The following is a 20,261-nucleotide window of genomic DNA, read 5'->3' as shown; positions in this document are numbered from 1 at the left end:
GACCTCCCGGTCATCGTTGCAAACGTTGCAGGCACGGATTGGCCGACTTTAACCGCCGACCTGAGCCAGTTTAGAACTTCCCGCTATGGTATGATTCCCCATCGTTTGACGAGTCAACTGTTGCACGATCAAAAATGGCTGTCCATACCGCGGCCCACCACTCGAGTGGGCAAGTTTTACCGTTCCGTGAATCGCTACTAGCGATGCTCGGCATCTCCTTCGTGACGATGCTCGTTGCGCTCGACCAGACCGTGGTCGGCACGGCGCTGCCCACCATCGTGTCCGAGCTGAAAGGCTTCGACCTCTACGCGTGGGTCGCGACCTCCTACCTGCTCACCTCCGTCATCACCGTTCCGATCTTCGGCCGGCTCGGCGACTATTACGGGCGCAAGCCGTTCGTGATTGCGTCGATCGTCCTGTTCACCGGTGCGTCGGTGCTGTGCGGCGCCGCCAACAGCATGCTGTTCCTCGTGCTCGCGCGCGGGTTGCAAGGGATCGGCGGCGGCATGCTGGTCGGCACCGCGTTCGCGTGCATTCCCGACCTGTTCCCCGACTCGGTGGTGCGTCTGCGTTGGCAGGTGATGATGAGTTCGGCGTTCGGCATCGCGAATGCGGTCGGACCGTCGCTGGGCGGCTTTCTCACGCAGTATTCCGGCTGGCGCTCAGTGTTCTACGTGAATCTGCCTGTCGGTCTGCTCTCGCTGTTTTTCGTCTGGCGTTATCTGCCGCATCTGCGGCACATCGAGCATAAAGACAAGATGCGGCTCGACTGGCCCGGTGCCTTGCTGATCGCCGCCGTGCTCGGTTGTCTGCAGCTCTTCGTCGAAATGCTGCCGAAGCATGGTGTGTCGGTCGGCACGGCGGCGCTGCTCGCAGTCAGCGTTGCATCCGCATACGGTTTGTGGCGCTGGGAAAAGTCGTTTCCGCAAGCCATCCTGCCCATCGATATGTTCCGCAATCGCAGTCTGTCCGCGCTGTTTACGCTCTCGGTGCTCGGCGGCTTCACGATGTTCTCGATGCTGTTTTACGCACCGCTGCTGTTTCAGGGTGGGTTCGGCATGTCGCCGAAAGAGGCGGGTCTCGTCATCACGCCGCTCGTCGTGTTCATCACGATCGGCAGTATCGCGAACGGCCGCATCGTGTCGCGAGTGCGCAATCCGAATCTGATGCTGTTTATCGGCTTTGCGCTCGTCGCGATCGCGTGCCTCGGCGTTGTCGTCGCGACGCGCTCGATGCCGCAATGGCTGCTGATGTCGTTCATGATCATCGGCGGCCTGGGGCTCGGCTTCGTGATGCCGAATCTGACCATCTTCGCGCAGCAGACCGCGGGCCGCGAACACCTCGGCATCGCGACTGCGCTGCTGCAATCGCTGCGGATGATCGGCGGGATGCTCGGCACGGCGCTTACCGGTACGCTCGTCACGCATATGTATGCGAGCGGTGTGCGCAACGCGCTGGAAAGCGATCACGCGATGCAATGGAGCAGCGATCTCGGCGACCCGCAGATCTTGATCAATCACGATGAGCAGCAGACCCTGCTCGGCCAGCTCGCGCACGCTGGACACAACGGCGGCATGCTGCTGGAGTCGGCGCGCGAAGCGCTCGTCGGTGCGATCCATGTTGGACTCGCACTGGCCGCGGTGATCGCGGTCGTGTCGATCTGGCAGAGCCGGCGTGTGCCGCCCATCAAGCTGCATCGCCAGGTTGAACCGACGGTTCACGTGGACTGATACACCGACTTCGCCCAGGCAGATTCTTATGGAAGTACACGACCGCGTCGCCATCGTTCAGCAGTTCGGCCGCACTTATCGCGCGTTCATGGCGGCGTTCGAACAGTACGTCGGCCATCCGATGCCGCGCTGGCGGATTCTGCTCGCACTACACGAGCAGGACGGGGAGTCGTCGCAGAAGCGGCTTGTCGAGCGCTTGCACATCGATCCGGGCGCGCTCACGCGTCAGCTCAAGACACTCGAACAGATGGGCTGGATCGCGCGCAGCATGGACACACGCGATAACCGCGTCACCAACGTGAAGCTCACCGACGAAGGGCGCGCCGTCACGGAAGCGAGCATGCCGCAGCGGCAGGCATTCTTTGACGACACGATGGGTGCGCTGCCGGACGATGCGGTGGTTGCGCTGTCCGGCGCGTTGAAGATGCTGGAGGCACGCATCGGCGAGGTCGTTGCGACGGTGCCGGCAGAGGCCGACGAGAGCTGAACCGCGTGGCTCACCGTACGCGGCGGTTTTCGCGCGGTGAGTACACGACGCGTATTAGAAAAACGTCTCGATCACTTCCGTCACGCGGTAAGCCGGATCGACAACCAGCAACTGACGCCATTTGTCGAACGTCAGGCACGGATGCGAGATGTCGAAGGCGATCATGTCGCCGACTTTCAGATCGGCGCCTGCCGGAATGCGCAGATACGCATGCTGGTCCATCAGCCCGAATATTTCCCAACCTTCGCTCGCGGCGATGTCGCGCGGCTGTCCACCGGTGCCTGGCCGATAGTGACGCGCCGGCTCTGGCATGCCCGAATCGAAGGCGGAATCGCGCTTGCCGAGGCCGATAATCGCGCGATCGGGTTCAGGAATCGACTGCACGTAGGCCCACAACTGCAACGCCGGCAATAGCCCTTCGCCCATTTTCTTCGCGACCGGATTGCGCGCGAAGATATCGGTCTGCGCCTTCCGGTACACGCCGACGTCGTGCGTCAGGTAGCAGCCGGGACGCAGCACAATCTCGATGCGCTCGCCATCCGACGCCTTCGAAAATTCTTCCGCGACCACGTCGTACCACGCCGATCCCGCACCCGACAGCACTGCTGGCGTGCGCGCGAAACGACCGGCATCGGCGAGCGCGAGCGTCGTCGTCACCGCACTGCGCAGAAACGCGCGCACTTCGTCTTCTTCCTTCAACACGCCTTCATACAGTTCGACGCCGGCGAGCTTCAACGCATCCGGATAACGCGCGATCGCATCGAGCACCGCGTTGCGCTGCGCCTCGTCGCGCACGCCAGTGCGGCCGCCCGGTACGCCGAGTTCGAGCAGCACCTGCAGCGACTTGCCCACCGAGCCGAAAAATTTCCCCAACTGCTCGACGCCATCGACGGAATCGACGAGGCAAAAGAATTCGAAGTCCGGATCGCTCAGCAGCTCCGCGATCATCAGCATGTTGTGTTTGCCGACTAGTTGATTCGCCATCAGCACGCGCGATACGCCGCCGCGATACGCGGCCCGCACCTGATGCGCGGTAGCGAGCGTGATACCCCACGCACCCGTTTCGATCTGCCGGCGAAACAGCTGCGGCGCCATCGTCGTCTTGCCATGTGGTGCGAGCTTGAGACCGTACTCGGCAACGAACGCCTGCATCCATTTGAGGTTGTGTTCGACACGCTCCGCATACAGCACCGCGGCCGGCAGGCTGACGTCCTCGTCGAGCAGATTCCATTCGAGACGCGCGGCATCCGTCAACTGGATGCTGGTACCGGGAACCATGCCCAAGCCCTTGCTATAAGGATCAATCGTCGCGCCCTGATAGTTTGTAACTTTCATGTAATCCGACTCCATCATCCAGTTAAATCGATTCGAAGTTGACTTTAATATGGTACAGAAAGTACGATGATCTGCGAAATGTTATTTAGTACCAGCGTTCGTGGTACCCCACCCACGGCCTTGCCGATGAATTCAACGACCGAACCGCTTGCCTTCGATATCGTCGCGCGCATCGCCGAATGCGCGCCCGATCTGCGTTCGGCCGAGCGCAAGGTGGCGGCGCTGATTCTCGACGATCTGACTGGCGCGTCGCGCGCGAGCATCGGTGCGCTTGCGCAGCAGGCAGAGGTTAGCGTTGCGACCGTGACGCGCTTTGCGAAGGCGGTCGGGTGCCGCGACGTGCGCGAACTGAAGCTGCGGCTTGCGCAGGCGGCCGCGGTCGGACAACGCTTCCTGAAGGCCGGCACATCCACAGATGCGCCCGAGCCGCTTGCCACGCGCGTCTTCGACGAAGTGCAGACGGCTTTGACCCACAATCACGCCTTGCTGCGCCAGGCACCGCTTGCCCAGGCCGCAGCGGCGTTACGCGAAGCGCGCATGATCTACGTGTTCGGCATGGGCGGTGGCTCGACCGCGCTCGCCGATGAAATGCGCTTCCGGCTCGTGCGCCTCGGCCGTCCGGTCGCAACCTATCAGGAAGGGTTGCTGCAGCGGATGGTGGCCAGCACGGTGTCGCGCGAATGTGTGGTGATCGCACTGTCCGCTACCGGACGCGTGCCTGAGATTGTCGAGAGCTGCCGGATCGCGCGCAGCTACGGCGCGACGCTGATCGTGCTGACCGCGCCGGCGTCGCCGCTTGCCAAGCTCGCGGACTGGCTGATTCCGATCGTCGCCTTCGAAACCGATTTCATCTACAAGCCATCGTCATCACGCTACGCGATGATGATGGCACTCGACGTGCTCGTCACCGAACTCGCCGTCAGTCTCGGTGACGAGAGCCGCGAACTGCTGCGTCGCATGAAGCATGCGCTCGATGCGCATCGCGGCGGCGACGACCGACAACCGATAGGAGACTGATTCATGCACTCGCATCCCGAAGCTGCCGATACATTGATCGTCGGCGCGCAGTTGTACGACGGCACGGGCGCACCGCCGGTCGAACGCGATATCGCGGTGCGCGACGGTCGCATCGCCGCGATCGGCAACCTGTCGAACTGGCTCGCGGAAGAGGTCGTCGAAGCGAACGGCCGCGCCGTTGCACCGGGTTTCATCGATGTCCACACGCACGACGACACGCACGTCATCCGCTCGCCGCAGATGCTGCCGAAAATCACTCAGGGCGTGACCACGGTGATCGTCGGCAATTGTGGAATCAGCGCGTCGCCGGTCTCGCTGAAAGGCGATCCGCCCGATCCGATGAGTCTGCTCGGCGAACGCGATGCGTTCAGCTACCCGACGTTTGCCGCTTATGTCGAAGCGGTTAACGCTGCGCGGCCTGCGGTGAACGTCGGCGCGTTGATCGGCCATACGGCGCTGCGCAGTAACCATATGGACAGGCTCGACCGCGGAGCGACACAAAGCGAAATTGACGGCATGCGTGCGCAGCTCGAAGAAGCGCTCGCACATGGCGCGCTCGGTCTGAGTACGGGGCTCGCGTATAGCTCCGCATTCGCCGCGCCGACCGAAGAAGTGATGGCGCTCGCCGAGCCGCTCGCCGCGGCTGGCGCGCTGTACACGACACACATGCGTACCGAGTTCGACGCGATCCTCGATGCAATGGACGAGGCGTACCGGATCGGCAAGCACGCGCATGTGCCGGTCGTGATCTCGCATCTGAAATGCGCAGGGCCGTCGAACTGGGGGCGCAGCCGCGAAGTGCTCGAGTCGCTGGAAGGCGCGCGCCGGTTGCAGCCGATCGGTTGCGATTGCTATCCGTACAACCGCAGTTCGACGACGCTCGATTTGAAGCAGGTGACGGGCGATATCGACATCACGATCACCTGGTCGCAGCCGCATCCCGAAGCCGCGGGCAAGCTCGTGAAGGACATCGCGGCCGAGTGGGGCGTGACGCAGCAGGAAGCGGCGAAACGTCTGCAGCCGGCCGGCGCGGTCTATCACAACATGTCGGAGGACGACGTGCGTCGCATCCTCGCGCATCCCGCGACGATGGTCGGTTCCGACGGCCTGCCGAACGATCCGCTGCCGCATCCGCGGTTGTGGGGCGCGTTTCCGCGCGTGCTCGGCCACTATGCGCGCGATGCAGCGTTGATCCCGCTCGAAGAAGCCGTGCGCAAGATGACCGGCCTGTCGGCGCGACGCTTCGGGCTCGCGCAGCGCGGCGAAGTGCAGGTGGGCTATCACGCGGATCTGGTGCTGTTCGATCCGGCGCGGGTACGCGACACGGCGACGTTCGAGAAGCCGCAGCAAGCCGCCGACGGTATCGATGCAGTGTGGGTGAACGGCGTGCTGTCGTATCGCGACGGCCAGCCGACCGGCGAACGCGCGGGGCATTTCGTTGCGCGCGGTGCCGCGTCGCGCGGCGATGCGCACGGCGCATTCTGAAATCGAAACGGTGCGCGGGGATCGATCCGCGCGCACCTTGTCATGAACTTGAGGAGTGAAACGATGAAGCGATATGGAGTGGAAGGCGGTAAAGGAACGGGCGGACAGCACATGCCATTTGCGCGCGCAGTCGAAGCCGACGGCTGGCTGTACGTGTCGGGCCAGACGCCGATGGAAAACGGCGAAGTGATCGACGGCGGTATCGTCGCTCAATCACACAAGGCGATCCAGAACGTGTTTGCGATCCTGACGGAAGCGGGCTACGGCGCGGAGCATGTCGTGCGCTGCGGCGTGTGGCTCGACGATCCGCGCGATTTCGCTTCGTTCAACAAGGTGTTTCGCGAGTACTTTGGCGAGAACCCGCCGGCGCGCGCGTGTGTGGTGTCGAGTATGGTGATCGATTGCAAGGTCGAGGTGGATTGTGTTGCGTATAAGGCGGCTGCGGGAGCCTGATGGGGGCGGTCGGAGCCTTGATCCCGTCGCCGCGTTATCCGTTGCGCAGAAATACGACGTAGCCACGAAACCACGGGTTTTCGGTGAGATAGCGCGGTGCGTCCCATTCACCGCCCTGGATCAGGCCGATCCGGAATGGCAACTGCAGCTGTTCGACACGCGACAAGTACCTGTCGGAATCGGCAATCGTGTGACGACCCTGATACGTCTGCACAACCACCTCATCGACGATCCGCTTCAGCTGGTTCACCTGATCGACGCCGATGCGACTGCTCCAGTCGAGCAGACCGGTGATGCTCAACCGGCAATCGGCGGGTAACCGCTCGCGCAGGCTCCGCAGGAAATCGAGGTATTCCTGGAGATGGTGTGTGCGCGCGTCGAAGTCGATCTGAATTCCAGTAATCGTGCGGCCCGACGCGCGCCAGCGGGCAAGTTGCGCCAGCATGATGTGCTCGATGCGTGGCGTCCAGCGCAACGTATGCGCCCGGTAGACGAGCCAGACGTCCGCGTGCGGCAATGCCGGCAATGACACACCCTGCGCGATGAGGCGCACTTGCGCGTCGTCCTGTGGGGACGCTTCGATCTGTCCTTGCAGCACGTAGACGGTGCGCGCGTCGTGCAGCACGGGCTGAGGCTTCACGCCGGCCCATAGCCAGAACGCGTCATATTGTGCCGCGTCGACTGTGCCGGCAAATGCGAGCCGCGCACACAGCAGCAAGCCGGCGCAGAACAACCGCTTCATGTCCGGTTCACCAGTAATATTTCGACGACTGTGCCCACTTGCTGCGTGGATACTCGGACTTCAATGTGGTGAACCATTGCTTGCGCGCGCTTTTCGGAATGTCGTTGCCGCCGCACTCACTGAAACCCCCGGGGGCGAAGCAGTTGATCGCGCGATATAGCGCGTAGGCTCGATCGTCGCTTGGTGCCTGCGCGGTGCCGATCACCTTCTGGTAACTCGACATCCGTTGATAGCTTCCGCCTGGGAATTGCGACGGCATGCTGCCGAGTGTTACCGGCACGTTCTCGGTCCCTGCGGGCGCTGGAGGTACGACGGTCACAACCGGATATTCGTCCAGTCCCCCAGCGGCCGGATAGGTTCGGACGAACTCAGCCAGACAGTTCAGACCTTTCGCGTCGCCGGGGTCTTGCTGCAACGTCGTCGCGATGTCGCGTACGGATGGGCACGCGTAACCACCATCATTGGCAAGGCGAGATAACGCAAACGGTTTCAGCGCATCGGACGGCGTGGCCGGAATCAATGCAAGGTCCGCGATGAAGTCGGCGTAATGCGTGCGCGTTAATTCTTTGTACAGCAGCGTGTACAGCGCGATGTCGCGCAGTGCGCGACTGGTCGCGGTGTTTTGCGCCTGCGCGCGCAGCAGGTCTGCGTCCGCCCCGCGATACAACAGGATGGCGCGGATCGCTGCGTTCTGAATCGGTGAATCGTCGGCGAATACACGGTCGAGGAGGCGCGCCTGCTCGAGATTGATTGCGAGTGCAAGCTCCAGCGCCTCGCGCTGCAACCGGTGTTTCGCAAGCGGGATCAGTTCAGCCCAGAGTTGCCGCGCCTGATCCGCCTGGCCGCTGTCTTCGAGCGCGAAACCACGCAGTGTCTGCTGGCTCAGACCGAAGTAGTCGAGCGACGCGGCGGGCGCTTGCGGCAGCAAGGCGAGCGCCTGCTCCGGTTTGTGGCCGAGGTACACGTACCAGGCGGCAACCAGATAATCGTATAGCGCCGGTGCACTGGCAAAACGCGGCTTCTGCGCCTGCAACTCATTGAGCGTCAGTGATTTTTGTCGGCTCGAATCGGAGTCACCTCCCGATGCGCGCATCCGCATCAAGTCGACGATCGCGAGAACCGATGGTGACTCCAGTTGACTGGTGTCCAGGTTGGACGTCTGTAGCAGCTTGCTGTCGAGTTCGTTTGCGAGTTGCACGAGCGGTACGTTCGACGTCGACGGCGACCAGTTCGCAAATGCCTTGCTATAGAGGGTGGCTTGCTGCGCGGTATTGCTGCCGAGCCACGCGACGCGACGTTGCAGTCCTGTCGCTGACGCCGCGTAACGGCCGCGTGGATAGACCTTCAGATAGGCGCGGAACACCGTGTCGGCTGCGCCGAGTTCCAGCTTGTTGACTTTGGTGCTATCCAGCGCGTAGCTGTTCGCGTCGAACGCGCCCGCCTGAGCGGCGTTCAGTTGTGCACGGCCGGCCATGTAGAGAGCAGTTTCTCTTAGCCACGGATTGGTGCTGTGCGATGCATCGGCGAATGCCTTCGAGGCGGAGACGAAATTGCTCTCGTAGAACGCGTACGCGCCGTCGACATAGGTCGCGAACTGACGCCCGGGCGCGGACTTGAGATCCGATGGTTTCGTCCACACAGTGCCGGTCTTGCCGGCAGCGCACTCGAAAGCCGCGCGGCCCGCGATCAAACGCGTGGCGTCGTCAGCGGGAAGGTCCTTCGCAGCGTGCACCGCGTCGTTAAACGCTGCGCTTCCCGACGCGTCGCTAAGACAGATGCTGCCCTCGCCATCCGCGTAGAGATTCGACGGGCTGGCGCCGTCCGACGTGTCGCTCGAAGTGTCCGGCATCTTCTGGCCGATGTTGATCCATCCAGAGAAGTCATACGCAAACGGGACGACCAGCTGATTCGTCCTGTCAGCGAGCGGGACGCTTTGGGGATCGGGGAAGACTGGCGAGAGTCTGCTGCTGTCGACCATCAGCAGCATCGCATTGATCCGGGTGTCGTTGCCCGGGCTCAAAATCGGCACGCCGCCGCACATATAACTGGGCTGCCTGAGTGCGCTGATGGGATCGCAGGACATGTCCCCACTCGCGTAGGCGGCTGAAACCGGAAGCAGGACCGCCATCAGTGTTGTGATCAGGTGTCGATGCAGCAATCTGGTTCTCCGGATCGTTTTTATGCTGTCGTTGTATCGAATGCATCGCGGCGAACAGCCGCGTGATGCTCCCCTTTTTCGAAACCGAACCACTATAACGACCCGGCGAATCGCTCGTCTACACGGCGCAATCGAATTCATAATATCCCAATATATGAATCAAACACTCACATATTGGAGATTCTGAAAACTCCGTCCTACAATCCGAACCAGCAAGCCCGCCGCAGGACACATCGCCATGCGGCAGAGGCAGCAAACACGGAGACAACCCGGCCATGCCGTTCACCTCGAGACAGGAAGTACGCGTGCAGCCCGACCTGCCGTCCCGCACACGCAGCAGCGCGACTGCCCCCCAGGCGACGTCTGCCACACCAGCCACGCACGATCCCGCCGACTCGATCGGTCTGCCCAGCACGCTGCTCGACATCACGCCGCAGCAGGCCGGCACGCAGACGCTGTTGCGCGGTCTCGCGATACTCGAAGCCGCTGCCGCGGGCGTGCGCGATCTTCGTACCTTCGGCGCCGCACTCGGGACGACGCGTAGCACGACGCACCGGCTCGTCAGCAGCCTCGTGCAGGCGCGCTATCTGCGCCAGGTGCAGGGTGGCTATCTGCTCGGCCCGAAGCTGATCGAACTTGGCACGATCGCGCTCGAACAGATGCCGCTCACCGCGGTCGCGCGTCCGCATCTCGAGTCGCTGGCTGAGCAGACGCTCGACACGATCCACCTCGGCGTGCGCGACGGCGACGATGTGCTGTACATCGACAAGATTCCCGGTACACGCGGCCTCGAAATGCGTTCGCGCGTCGGCCACCGGATGCCGCTCGCGTCCACGGGCATCGGCAAGGCGATGATGCTCGACCTCGCACCGGAGGTATGGCAATCGCTTTTCGATGCATCGCGTCGCGCGCTTGCCAGCGTCAGCTTCAAGCCCGACAACCGGCCCGATTCGCCGACCTTCATGCAGCGCATGACGAACTACGCATCGGGTGGCTTCACGTTCGATCTCGAAGAAAACGAAGCGTCGATCCGCTGTGTCGCGGCGCCAGTGCGCGATGCGTCCGGTGCGATCGTCGCGGCGGTGTCGGTGGCGAGCACGATTCCCTACATGTCGCTTGAACGCATGGACGAACTGATTCCGGTCCTGCAACGCGAAGCGCGCGCAATCTCTGAAGAGCTCGGCTGGCGTGCGCCGCAACCCGTCACACGCAGGATCAAACGATGACAAGATCGGGTTCACCCGTGCCGGCAGACGGCGCGGCGACAGACGCAATTGCCGTCCCTTTCGCACCCGCCGACGACGTCGGCGCCCATTCCAGCCGTGAGCTTGCCGCGCGTGCCGCATTGATCGCGCTCGACTGGGGCACCACATCGCTGCGCGCGTATCTGTTCGATGCAGACGGCGAGGTGCTGGCGACGCAGGCATCGGGCGCGGGCATCATGAATCTGCCGCATGCGGCGAGCGCCGGCGGTTTCGACGCGGCGTTCGATGCAGTGTGCGGCGCGTGGCTCGAAGCTGCGCCTACGCTGCCGGTGATCGCGGCGGGCATGGTCGGTAGTGCACAGGGCTGGGTGGAAGCGCCGTATGTCGATGCGCCCGCCGCCGCCGATGCGCTGGTAGCCGGCATCGTCCGCGTGCAGTCCGCGCGTGGCACGACACTGCATATCGTGCCCGGCGTACTTGAGCGCGGTGAACTACCGAACGTGATGCGCGGCGAAGAAACGCAGATTTACGGTGCACTTTCCGGCGGGGCCAGCTTTGCAGACGACGACGGTAGCGACAGCGCAAAGCGCACGCTGGTCGGCCTACCCGGCACGCACGCAAAGTGGGTCGTCGTGCAGGATGGCCGCATCGAACGGTTTCATACGTTCATGACCGGCGAAGTATTCGCGGCGCTGTCCGAGCATACGATTCTTGGCCGCACGATGAAGACGCCCGATCACCCCGATACCGATGCATTCGTGCGCGGCGTGAATATCGCACGCCAACGAGGCGAAGCGGGCCTGCTCGCCACCGTGTTCAGCACCCGCACGCTCGGTCTGACCGGGCAGCTCGCCGGCGACAAGCAACCCGACTATCTGTCCGGCCTGCTGATCGGCCACGAACTCGCGGGTCTCGAAGCGGTGCTTGCGCAACAACAGACAACCCTCGCCGGTCGCCCGCTACGACTGATCGGTAACGAGGCACTGTGCGAACGTTACCGCCTCGCGCTCGAACAGTTCGGCTGCCATGAAGCCGTGCTGGTGAAGCAGGCCACCGAACGCGGCCTCTGGCGTATCGCGAGCGAAGCCGGCCTCGTCGCACCGGTTGCGGGCGCGGCGCACGCTGCGCACGCTGCGCACGCCGGCTAACGGCAACGCAAACGACCCGACGACATTCAAAGGAACCGACATGCAACCCCACATCAATCTGCCCGCACCGTACTTGCCGCACACGGGTCTGATGGCGGCCTTCGAAGCGTGTCCGCTGATCGCAATCCTGCGCGGCGTGACACCCGCCGATGCCGCGGAGCATGCACGCGCACTCTACGAAGCCGGTTTTCGCATCGTCGAAGTGCCGCTCAACTCACCGCGACCGTTCGACAGCATCGCGGCAATCCGCGAAGCGTTGCCGGTCGATGCGATCGTCGGCGCGGGGACCGTGTTGCACGCGAGCTTCGTACACGACGTGAAGGCCGCGGGTGGCGAGCTGATCGTGATGCCGCATAGCGACCCCGAAGTCGTATCGGCAGCGAAAACACATGGCATGGCGTGCGCACCGGGCGTCGCGACGCCGACTGAAGCGTTCATCGCGTTGAAGAACGGCGCGGACGTACTGAAGATGTTTCCCGCCGAGCAGCTCGGCGTACACGTGGTCAAGGCATGGCGCGCGGTGATCGCCGCCGAGGTGCCGCTGGTACCGGTCGGTGGAATTGCGCCGGACAACATGGGGCCGTTCCTGTCGGCAGGCGCGAATGGTTTCGGGCTCGGCTCCGCGCTGTATAAGCCAGGCCAGAGCGCAGCGACGACGGCGGCGCATGCAAAAGCGTTCGTCGATGGATTGCGCGCTGCCTGGGCAGGCGCGAAGTCATGAATCGACTGACCGGCAAAGTCGCGCTGATCACCGGTGCCGGTCGCGGCATCGGTGCGGCGATTGCCGATACGTTTGCGCGCGAAGGCGCGGCGGTTGTGCTCGCTGAACTCGATCTAGAGACTGCGCAGCGTACCGCGCGGGAAATCGAAACCCGGCACAGCGCACGCGTGCTCGCCGTGCAGACCGACGTTACGCAATCGGCGTCGGTTCAGCACGCAGTCAGCGAAGCGGAACGCGCGTTCGGTCCACTCGACATTCTGGTGAATAACGCCGGCATCAACGTGTTCTGCGATCCGCTGACGATGACCGACGAAGACTGGCGCCGTTGTTTCGCCGTCGATCTCGACGGTGTGTGGAACGGTTGCCGCGCGGTATTGCCGGGCATGGTCGAACGCGGCGCGGGCAGCATCGTGAATATTGCGTCGACGCATGCGTTCAAGATCATTCCAGGGTGCTTTCCGTACCCGGTAGCGAAACACGGTGTGCTCGGCCTCACGCGCGCACTCGGCATCGAGTACGCACCGCGCAACGTACGCGTCAACGCGATTGCGCCAGGTTATGTCGAAACGCAGCTGACGCACGACTGGTGGAATGCGCAACCCGATCCGGCCGCTGCGCAGCAAGCCACACTCGCGTTGCAACCGATGAAGCGCATCGGCCATCCGGAAGAAGTCGCGATGACCGCGGTGTTCCTCGCATCGGACGAGGCACCGTTTATCAACGCAAGCTGCATCACGGTCGATGGCGGGCGCTCGGCGCTGTATCACGACTGAGACGCGAGCATGCAACAGGGCAGGACGCGCGCAACGAACACGGGAGAGCGCGCGGCAGGCGTAGTAGAAAAAGTGTGAACCGGTTTAACGCACGGGCCGCGTGTGTCGAACCGGCAACAAGAAGACGCGGCCGATACCTTCTCGTTACCAATTAGTCAGGAGACACGCATCATGAAACGTAGAATTTTTCTCACGCTGGCCGCCGCGGCGACAGGAGTGCTTTTCAACGCACCGGTCGCGCAGGCCGCTGACCCGGTGAAGATCGGCTTCCTCGTGAAGCAACCGGAAGAACCCTGGTTCCAGGACGAGTGGAAGTTCGCTGAAATCGCAGCGAAAGAGAAGGGCTTTACGCTCGTGAAGATCGGCGCACCGTCCGGTGAAAAGGTCATGAGCGCAATCGATAACCTCGCCGCGCAAAAGGCCCAGGGCTTCGTGATCTGCACGCCCGACGTCAAGCTCGGACCGGGCATCGTCGCGAAAGCGAAGGCCGACGGCCTGAAGATGATGACGGTCGATGACCGCCTCGTCGACGGCTCGGGCAATCCGATCGCGAGCGTGCCGCACATGGGTATCTCGGCGTACAACATCGGCAAGCAGGTCGGCGACGGTCTGGCTGCGGAAATCAAGAAGCGCGGCTGGGACATGAAGGATGTCGGCGCGATCGACGTGACGTACGAGCAGCTTCCCACTGCACATGACCGCACGAGCGGGGCGACCGATGCACTGGTTGCCGCCGGTTTCCCGAAGGCTAACGTGATCGCAGCGCCGCAGGCGAAGACGGACACGGAAAACGCGTTCAACGCAGCCAACATCGCGCTGACGAAGAATCCGCAGTTCAAGCACTGGGTCGCTTACGCGCTGAACGACGAAGGTGTGCTTGGTGCAGTTCGTGCAGCAGAAAGCCGCGGCTTCAAGGCCGACAACATGATCGGCATCGGCATCGGCGGTTCGGATTCGGCGCTCAACGAGTTCAAGAAGGGCTCGCCGACGGGCTTCTACGGCACCGTGATCATCAGCCCGAAGCGCCATGGCGAAGAAACCTCGACGCTGATGTACGACTGGGTCACGCAAGGCAAGGAACCGCCGCTGCTCACGCTGACGACAGGCATGCTCGCCACGCGTGACAACGTCGCCGACGTGCGCGAGAAGATGGGTCTCGCGTCGAAGTAAGCGATGGTATGTGGCAGATGCGCGATGCGTCTCGCCGCTAGCTAAGCAGTGCAGGCCTGCGCGCGGTACGAACGAAGGTTCGCGCCGCGCGCACGCAGGATGAGACAGGCCGTCGCCGGCCGCGCGGACAATCTGCGTGACCGGACTCCGGCGGCGTATGGATGCAACAGGAGGCGAAGTGTCAGCGACGCTACGTTTTGACGAGATCGGCAAGGTGTTTCCAGGCGTGCGTGCGCTGGACGGTGTGTCGTTCGACGTGTACGCAGGGCAGGTGCACGGCTTGATGGGTGAGAACGGCGCCGGCAAATCGACGCTGCTTAAAATTCTCGGCGGCGAGTATCAACCGGATTCAGGCCGCGTGCTGATCGACGGTAACGAGGTGCGCTTTTCGAGCGCAGCCGCGTCGATCTCGGCAGGTATCGCGGTGATTCACCAGGAATTGCAGTACGTGCCGGATTTGACCGTCACGGAAAACCTGCTGCTCGGTCAGCTGCCGAATTCGCTAGGCTGGGTCAACAAGCGTGAAGCAAAGCGCTTTGTGCGCGAACGGCTCGCCGCGATGGGCGTGGCGCTCGATCCCGATGCGAAGCTCGGCAAACTATCGATCGCACAGCGGCAGATGGTCGAGATCTGCAAGGCGCTGCTGCGCAATGCGCGCGTCATTGCACTCGATGAGCCGACCAGCTCGCTCTCGCACAGCGAAACCGAAGTGCTGTTCAAGCTCGTGCGCGATCTGCGTGCGGACAATCGCGCGCTGATCTACATCTCGCACCGTATGGACGAGATCTATCAGCTGTGCGACGCGTGCACGATTTTCCGCGACGGCCGCAAGGTCGCGTCGCACCCGAGCCTCGTAGATGTGAAGCGCGACACCATCGTCAGTGAGATGGTCGGTCGCGAGATTTCGGACATCTACAACTACACGCCGCGTGCGCTAGGCGAAGTGCGTTTCTCGGCGCAGGCGATCGTTGGCCATGCGCTGGCGGAGCCAACTAGCTTCGAAGTACGGCGCGGCGAAATCCTCGGCTTTTTCGGCCTGGTCGGCGCGGGCCGTAGTGAGCTGATGCACCTCGTGTACGGCGCGGATCACAAGAAAGGCGGCGAACTGAAGCTCGATGGCAAGCCCATCAAGGTACGCAGTGCCGGCGAGGCTATCCGTCACGGCATCGTGCTGTGCCCCGAAGACCGCAAGGAAGAGGGCATCGTCGCGATGGCGAGCGTGTCGGAGAACATCAACATCAGTTGCCGCCGCCACTATCTGCGCGCGGGCATGTTTCTCGACCGCAAGAAGGAAGCCGCCACGGCGGACCGCTTCATCAAGCTGCTGAAGATCAAGACACCCGGTCGGCGGCAGAAAATCCGCTTCCTGTCGGGCGGCAACCAGCAAAAAGCGATTCTGTCGCGCTGGCTCGCGGAGCCCGATCTGAAAGTGGTGATCCTCGACGAACCAACGCGCGGTATCGACGTCGGTGCGAAGCACGAAATCTATAACGTGATCTATCAGCTCGCGGAGCGTGGCTGCGCGATCGTGATGATCTCGTCGGAATTGCCGGAAGTGCTGGGCGTCTCGGACCGCATCGTGGTGATGCGCCAGGGCCGCATTTCCGGGGAGCTCGCGCGCGGCGAAGCGACCGAACAGTCGGTGCTGGGCCTTGCATTGCCGCAAAGCTCGACCGCGCCCGAAACCGCTCAGGCGGCCTGAATCTGAAGTCCAACCCGTGGGGAACGGGAGGAGTATTGACATGCAAGCTAGAGAAAACCTCGCGCAACAGGCCGCTGCAAGCGCGACCGAAGCGCTGATTCCGCAGGGCAACGACCGGCAGAAGTGGTGGCAACACGTCACCGAGTACAGCCTGATCGTGATCTTCGCGCTGATGTTCATCACGATGTCGCTGACCGTCGATCATTTCTTCTCGATCGAAAACATGCTCGGCCTCGCGCTGTCGATTTCGCAGATCGGCATGGTGGCCTGCACGATGATGTTCTGTCTGGCGTCGCGCGACTTCGATCTTTCGGTGGGCTCGACTGTCGCGTTTGCCGGCGTGCTGTGCGCGATGGTGCTCAACGCAACCGGCAACACGTTCATCGCGATCATCGCTGCGGTTGCGGCGGGCGCTGTGATCGGTTTCGTGAACGGCGTGGTGATTGCATACCTGCGCATCAACGCGCTGATCACGACGCTTGCAACGATGGAAATCGTGCGCGGCTTCGGTTTCATCGTGTCGCACGGCCAGGCGGTCGGCGTGTCGTCGGATACATTTATCGCGCTCGGCGGTCTGACGATGTTCGGCGTGTCGCTGCCGATCTGGGTCACGCTGTTGTGCTTCATCGTGTTCGGCGTGATGCTGAACCAGACTGTGTACGGCCGCAATACGCTCGCGATCGGCGGTAATCCAGAGGCATCGCGCCTGGCCGGTATCAATGTCGAACGCACACGCGTCTACATCTTCCTCGTGCAGGGCGCGGTGACCGCGCTGGCCGGCGTGATTCTGGCGTCGCGGATTACGTCGGGTCAGCCGAACGCCGCCGAAGGCTTCGAACTGAACGTGATCTCCGCGTGCGTACTGGGTGGCGTGTCGCTGCTCGGTGGACGCGCGACGATCTCGGGTGTCGTGATCGGTGTGCTGATCATGGGCACAGTCGAGAACGTGATGAACCTGATGAACATCGACGCGTTCTACCAGTACCTGGTGCGCGGCGCGATCCTGCTGGCCGCCGTGTTGCTCGACCAGTTGAAGAACCGCGGCTCGCGCGACTAAGATTCATTCCCAAAGCTTACGAAGGAACCGAACGATGTCTTCTCCGGCTAATGCAACCGCCCGTCAGGCCGACGACCTGTACGCGCGCTATCCGAGCCTCGTCGATCGCACGGTGTTGATCACCGGCGGCGCGACCGGCATCGGTGAATCGTTCGTCGAGCATTTCGTCGCGCAGGGCGCGCGCGTCGCCTTCTTCGATATCGATGCAGGCGCCGGCGAGGCGCTGGCTGACCGGCTCGGCGATGCGCGTCACAAGCCGCTGTTTCTGACGTGCGACCTGACCGATATCGATGCCTTGAAAAAAGGCATCGCCGACGTGAAGGCGGCGCTCGGCCCGATCGCGGTGCTGGTCAATAACGCGGCCAACGATCGCCGTCATACGGTCGCCGAAGTCACGCCCGAATCGTTCGATGCGGGCATCGCCGTGAATATCCGCCATCAGTTCTTCACGGCGCAGGCCGTGATCGAAGACATGAAGGCTGCGCGCAGCGGCGCGATCATCAATCTCGGCTCGATCAGCTGGATGCTGAAGAACGGCGGTTACCCGGTGTACGTGATGTCGAAATCGGCGGTGCAGGGGCTCACGCGTGGACTCGCGCGCGATCTCGGACCGTACGGTATTCGCGTGAATTCGCTGGTGCCGGGCTGGGTGATGACAGAGAAACAGAAGCGTCTGTGGCTCGACGACGCCGGGCGTCGCGCGATCAAGGAAGGACAGTGCATCGACGCCGAGCTGCTGCCTGCCGATCTCGCGCGCATGGCGCTGTTCCTCGCCGCCGACGACAGCCGCATGATCACCGCGCAGGACGTGATCGTCGATGGAGGCTGGGCGTGAGCGCCACGGCCCACACCTACCGCGCGACGTTGCTCGTCGACGCGAAAAGCACGCTCGGTGAGGGTGCGACGTGGTGTGCGCGTAGCGGTCGCTTCTACTGGACCGATATCGAAGGCGCACGACTGTGGCGCTACGATCCGCGCGACGGCAGCAGCACGTCGTGGTCGATGCCCGAGCGGCTTGCCACCTTCGCGTTGTGTGCCGACGAGAACGTGCTGCTGCTCGGCCTCGCTACGCATCTTGCGTTCTTCGATCTTGTCAGCGGCGAGATTCAACATATCGTTGACGTCGAGCCGGGAATGAACACGCGCGTGAACGACGGTCGTTGCGATCGTCAGGGGCGCTTCGTGTTCGGCACGAAAGACGAGAGCACGCCGGTGCGACCGGTAGGCGGTTTCTACCGACTGAATCACGATTTAACGCTGGAGCGTTTGCCGTTGCCCGCACCGGCGATCTCGAACAGCATCGCATTCAGCCCTGACGGCGCGACAATGTACTACTGCGATTCGCCGACCCGCGAGATTCGCACGTGCCGTTACAGCGCGCAAGGCCAGGTGTCGCACGATCATGTGTTCGTGCGCTTGAGCGATATGACGGGCGAGCCCGATGGCTCGACGGTCGATAGCGACGGCGGTTTGTGGAATGCGCAGTGGGGCGGTAGCCGGGTTGTGCGCTACGACGCGCACGGTGTCGAAACCGCACGCGTTGCCGTGCCGACCGTGCAACCGAGTTGCGTTGCGTTCGGCGGTCCGCGGCTCGGCACGCTGTATATCACGAGCGCACGCATCGGTCTCGATGCGGCTGCGCTCGCTGTCGATTCGCGGGCCGGTGGCGTATTCGTCGCAACACCTGCGCGACGCGGCTTGCCGGACGCAGTTTTTCGGGGACGCCCACGCAGCGCGTTTGGCGCGGCACACGGACGTCGCCGCAGTAACGTGTCGTTCTCCGGGTAGTACGAGTACGGTAGTACGTTTCGTAGCAGCGCACGCAGTACAGACCTGAAGAGGCGGCAACGCATACGAGCCGCCCGCAGACGCAGCCGTCGTCGACGGTTGCCGTGTTCTACGCCTCTCGATGGAGCCTGATATGACAGTCGCGAATCCTGCCGGCCCGTCTACTTCGCCGTCGTCGCGGCTGCGTCGCGCGCGGCTCGCGTCTACTTCACATCCGGTGCTTCCCGGACCCAGCACGTCGGCGGTCGCGATCGGCGCTGGCATCGACAGCGATATCGCGGGCGTGACGCTGGCCAATGCGCATCTGCGTCTCGATGTCGCGCCGCTGCTTGGCGGCGGCGTGACGCGCTTTGACTGGCGCAGCGACGGCAACTCCGTGCCGATCTTTCGCCGCTGCCGGCACGTCACCGCCGACACCGATCCCAACGAACTCGCCTGCTATCCGTTGTTGCCGTTTTCGAATCGACTGGGCGGCGGACGCTTCAGCGTGGCGGGGCGCGTAATCGACGTGCCGCGCAATCGCGCGGCCGAAGCGCTGCCGATTCACGGCGACGGCTGGCTCGCGCAGTGGCAGGTCGATGCGGCGAGCGACGAGAGCGTACGACTGACACTCGACCGCAGCGACGGCAAGCCGTACGCGTACCGCGCGGTGCAGACCTACACGCTCGAAGGCTCGACGCTCGTAATCGCGCTGGAAATCGAAAACGTCGGACGCGATGCGTTGCCGTTCGGTCTCGGCATCCATCCGTTTCTCGTGCGCGATGACGATACGGTGTTGTCGGCTGCGGCAGGAGGGCTCTGGCTATCCGGCGACGACTGGCTGCCCGTGCGCCACGTGCCGGTGCCGCCTGCGTGGCAGTTCGGCGTTGCGTATCCGTTGCCTGCTGCGGTCGTCAATCATGCGTTCACGGGCTGGAGCGGCCAGGCAACCGTCGCGTGGCCGAAGCGACGGCTGTCGCTGACGGTGGCGGCGAATACCGATTACTACGTGCTGTACACGCCGCCCGGCGAGACGTTCTTCTGCTTCGAACCGGTCGATCATCCGATCAATGCAGCCAACTTGCCAGGCGGCGCGACCGAGCACGGCATGACCTTGCTCGCACGCGGCGCACGACTCAGGCGCGAGTTCCGCTTCACGGTCGAGCCGATCGGATTGCGCGCGACGGCGACGGCCGGCGGTCGCGCGAAGCGGCAAGCGCACACGGACAACTAACCGCTCGCAGCTGACACGCATTGCATCTTCGCTGGGCCGCGACCCGGGCCGGGTAAAATACCGCTTCTACCCGTCAT

At 63.2% G+C, this 20,261-nt stretch carries 18 protein-coding genes; 15 read left to right on the top strand and 3 right to left on the bottom strand.

What is annotated here, in order from left to right; genetic code table 11:
• Positions 1-134: 134 nt before the first annotated feature.
• On the top strand, positions 135-1,730 hold the full coding sequence (locus M0D65_RS03190; protein ID WP_091009784.1) for an MDR family MFS transporter: 1,596 nt from the start codon (positions 135-137) through the stop codon (positions 1,728-1,730).
• Positions 1,731-1,758: 28 nt separating this feature from the next.
• The gene (locus M0D65_RS03185) at positions 1,759-2,217 is read left to right on the top strand and encodes a MarR family winged helix-turn-helix transcriptional regulator (RefSeq protein WP_266251045.1); all 459 of its coding nucleotides are present in this window, start codon (positions 1,759-1,761) and stop codon (positions 2,215-2,217) included.
• Between the two features lie 54 nt (positions 2,218-2,271).
• On the opposite strand, the gene M0D65_RS03180 is transcribed toward M0D65_RS03185, so the two are convergent.
• The gene (locus M0D65_RS03180; RefSeq protein WP_091010888.1) at positions 2,272-3,552 is read right to left on the bottom strand and encodes an amino acid deaminase; all 1,281 of its coding nucleotides are present in this window, start codon (positions 3,550-3,552) and stop codon (positions 2,272-2,274) included.
• Between the two features lie 126 nt (positions 3,553-3,678).
• Between M0D65_RS03180 and M0D65_RS03175 the strand changes: the two genes are divergently transcribed.
• The 3 genes from M0D65_RS03175 to M0D65_RS03165 all read left to right on the top strand — a co-directional run bounded on the left by M0D65_RS03175 (position 3,679) and on the right by M0D65_RS03165 (position 6,507).
• Positions 3,679-4,569, top strand: a complete 891-nt coding sequence (locus M0D65_RS03175) for a MurR/RpiR family transcriptional regulator (RefSeq protein ID WP_266251044.1) — start codon at positions 3,679-3,681, stop codon at positions 4,567-4,569.
• Positions 4,570-4,572: 3 nt separating this feature from the next.
• Positions 4,573-6,054, top strand: coding sequence for an amidohydrolase family protein (locus M0D65_RS03170; RefSeq protein WP_266251043.1), 1,482 nt, complete (start codon positions 4,573-4,575; stop codon positions 6,052-6,054).
• A 63-nt stretch (positions 6,055-6,117) separates the two neighbouring features.
• On the top strand, positions 6,118-6,507 hold the full coding sequence (locus M0D65_RS03165) for a RidA family protein (protein WP_091009795.1): 390 nt from the start codon (positions 6,118-6,120) through the stop codon (positions 6,505-6,507).
• A 34-nt stretch (positions 6,508-6,541) separates the two neighbouring features.
• Here the strand turns inward: M0D65_RS03165 and M0D65_RS03160 are convergent, their stop codons facing one another.
• The gene (locus tag M0D65_RS03160; protein ID WP_091009798.1) at positions 6,542-7,249 is read right to left on the bottom strand and encodes a DUF3142 domain-containing protein; all 708 of its coding nucleotides are present in this window, start codon (positions 7,247-7,249) and stop codon (positions 6,542-6,544) included.
• A 7-nt stretch (positions 7,250-7,256) separates the two neighbouring features.
• Positions 7,257-9,422, bottom strand: a complete 2,166-nt coding sequence (locus M0D65_RS03155; RefSeq protein WP_266251196.1) for a hypothetical protein — start codon at positions 9,420-9,422, stop codon at positions 7,257-7,259.
• A 260-nt stretch (positions 9,423-9,682) separates the two neighbouring features.
• On the opposite strand from M0D65_RS03155, the gene M0D65_RS03150 reads away from it, so the two are divergent.
• From M0D65_RS03150 to M0D65_RS03105, 10 genes are all read left to right on the top strand, one after another.
• On the top strand, positions 9,683-10,633 hold the full coding sequence (locus M0D65_RS03150) for an IclR family transcriptional regulator (protein WP_266251042.1): 951 nt from the start codon (positions 9,683-9,685) through the stop codon (positions 10,631-10,633).
• Positions 10,630-11,760 carry a 2-dehydro-3-deoxygalactonokinase gene (locus M0D65_RS03145; protein ID WP_266251041.1) on the top strand — a complete coding sequence of 377 codons (1,131 nt, stop codon included), beginning with the start codon at positions 10,630-10,632 and terminating at the stop codon, positions 11,758-11,760. Before M0D65_RS03150 ends, M0D65_RS03145 begins: the two co-directional genes overlap by 4 nt.
• A 40-nt stretch (positions 11,761-11,800) precedes the next feature.
• Positions 11,801-12,481, top strand: coding sequence for a 2-dehydro-3-deoxy-6-phosphogalactonate aldolase (locus M0D65_RS03140; RefSeq protein ID WP_266251040.1), 681 nt, complete (start codon positions 11,801-11,803; stop codon positions 12,479-12,481).
• Positions 12,478-13,254, top strand: coding sequence for an SDR family oxidoreductase (locus M0D65_RS03135; protein WP_266251039.1), 777 nt, complete (start codon positions 12,478-12,480; stop codon positions 13,252-13,254). The genes M0D65_RS03140 and M0D65_RS03135 overlap by 4 nt, the downstream gene beginning before the upstream one ends.
• Positions 13,255-13,425: 171 nt before the next feature.
• Positions 13,426-14,424 carry an arabinose ABC transporter substrate-binding protein gene (locus M0D65_RS03130; protein ID WP_091009807.1) on the top strand — a complete coding sequence of 333 codons (999 nt, stop codon included), beginning with the start codon at positions 13,426-13,428 and terminating at the stop codon, positions 14,422-14,424.
• A 178-nt stretch (positions 14,425-14,602) separates the two neighbouring features.
• The gene (gene araG, locus M0D65_RS03125; protein WP_266251038.1) at positions 14,603-16,126 is read left to right on the top strand and encodes an L-arabinose ABC transporter ATP-binding protein AraG; all 1,524 of its coding nucleotides are present in this window, start codon (positions 14,603-14,605) and stop codon (positions 16,124-16,126) included.
• 40 nt (positions 16,127-16,166) lie between these two features.
• Complete coding sequence (gene araH / locus M0D65_RS03120; protein WP_266251037.1) at positions 16,167-17,183, top strand: L-arabinose ABC transporter permease AraH; 1,017 nt, start codon at positions 16,167-16,169, stop codon at positions 17,181-17,183.
• 34 nt (positions 17,184-17,217) lie between these two features.
• Entirely contained in the window at positions 17,218-18,018 is an 801-nt protein-coding gene (locus M0D65_RS03115) for an SDR family NAD(P)-dependent oxidoreductase (protein ID WP_266251036.1), read from the top strand.
• Positions 18,015-18,971 (top strand): SMP-30/gluconolactonase/LRE family protein, encoded by a 957-nt coding sequence (locus M0D65_RS03110; protein ID WP_266251035.1) that lies wholly within the window; start codon positions 18,015-18,017, stop codon positions 18,969-18,971. The genes M0D65_RS03115 and M0D65_RS03110 overlap by 4 nt, the downstream gene beginning before the upstream one ends.
• 133 nt (positions 18,972-19,104) lie before the next feature.
• On the top strand, positions 19,105-20,184 hold the full coding sequence (locus tag M0D65_RS03105) for an aldose 1-epimerase (protein WP_266251034.1): 1,080 nt from the start codon (positions 19,105-19,107) through the stop codon (positions 20,182-20,184).
• Positions 20,185-20,261: the final 77 nt, after the last annotated feature.

This window comes from Paraburkholderia sp. CHISQ3, from assembly GCF_030464945.1.
Lineage (GTDB): Bacteria > Pseudomonadota > Gammaproteobacteria > Burkholderiales > Burkholderiaceae > Paraburkholderia > Paraburkholderia megapolitana.
This window is presented reverse-complemented; position numbering and strand designations above follow the sequence as displayed.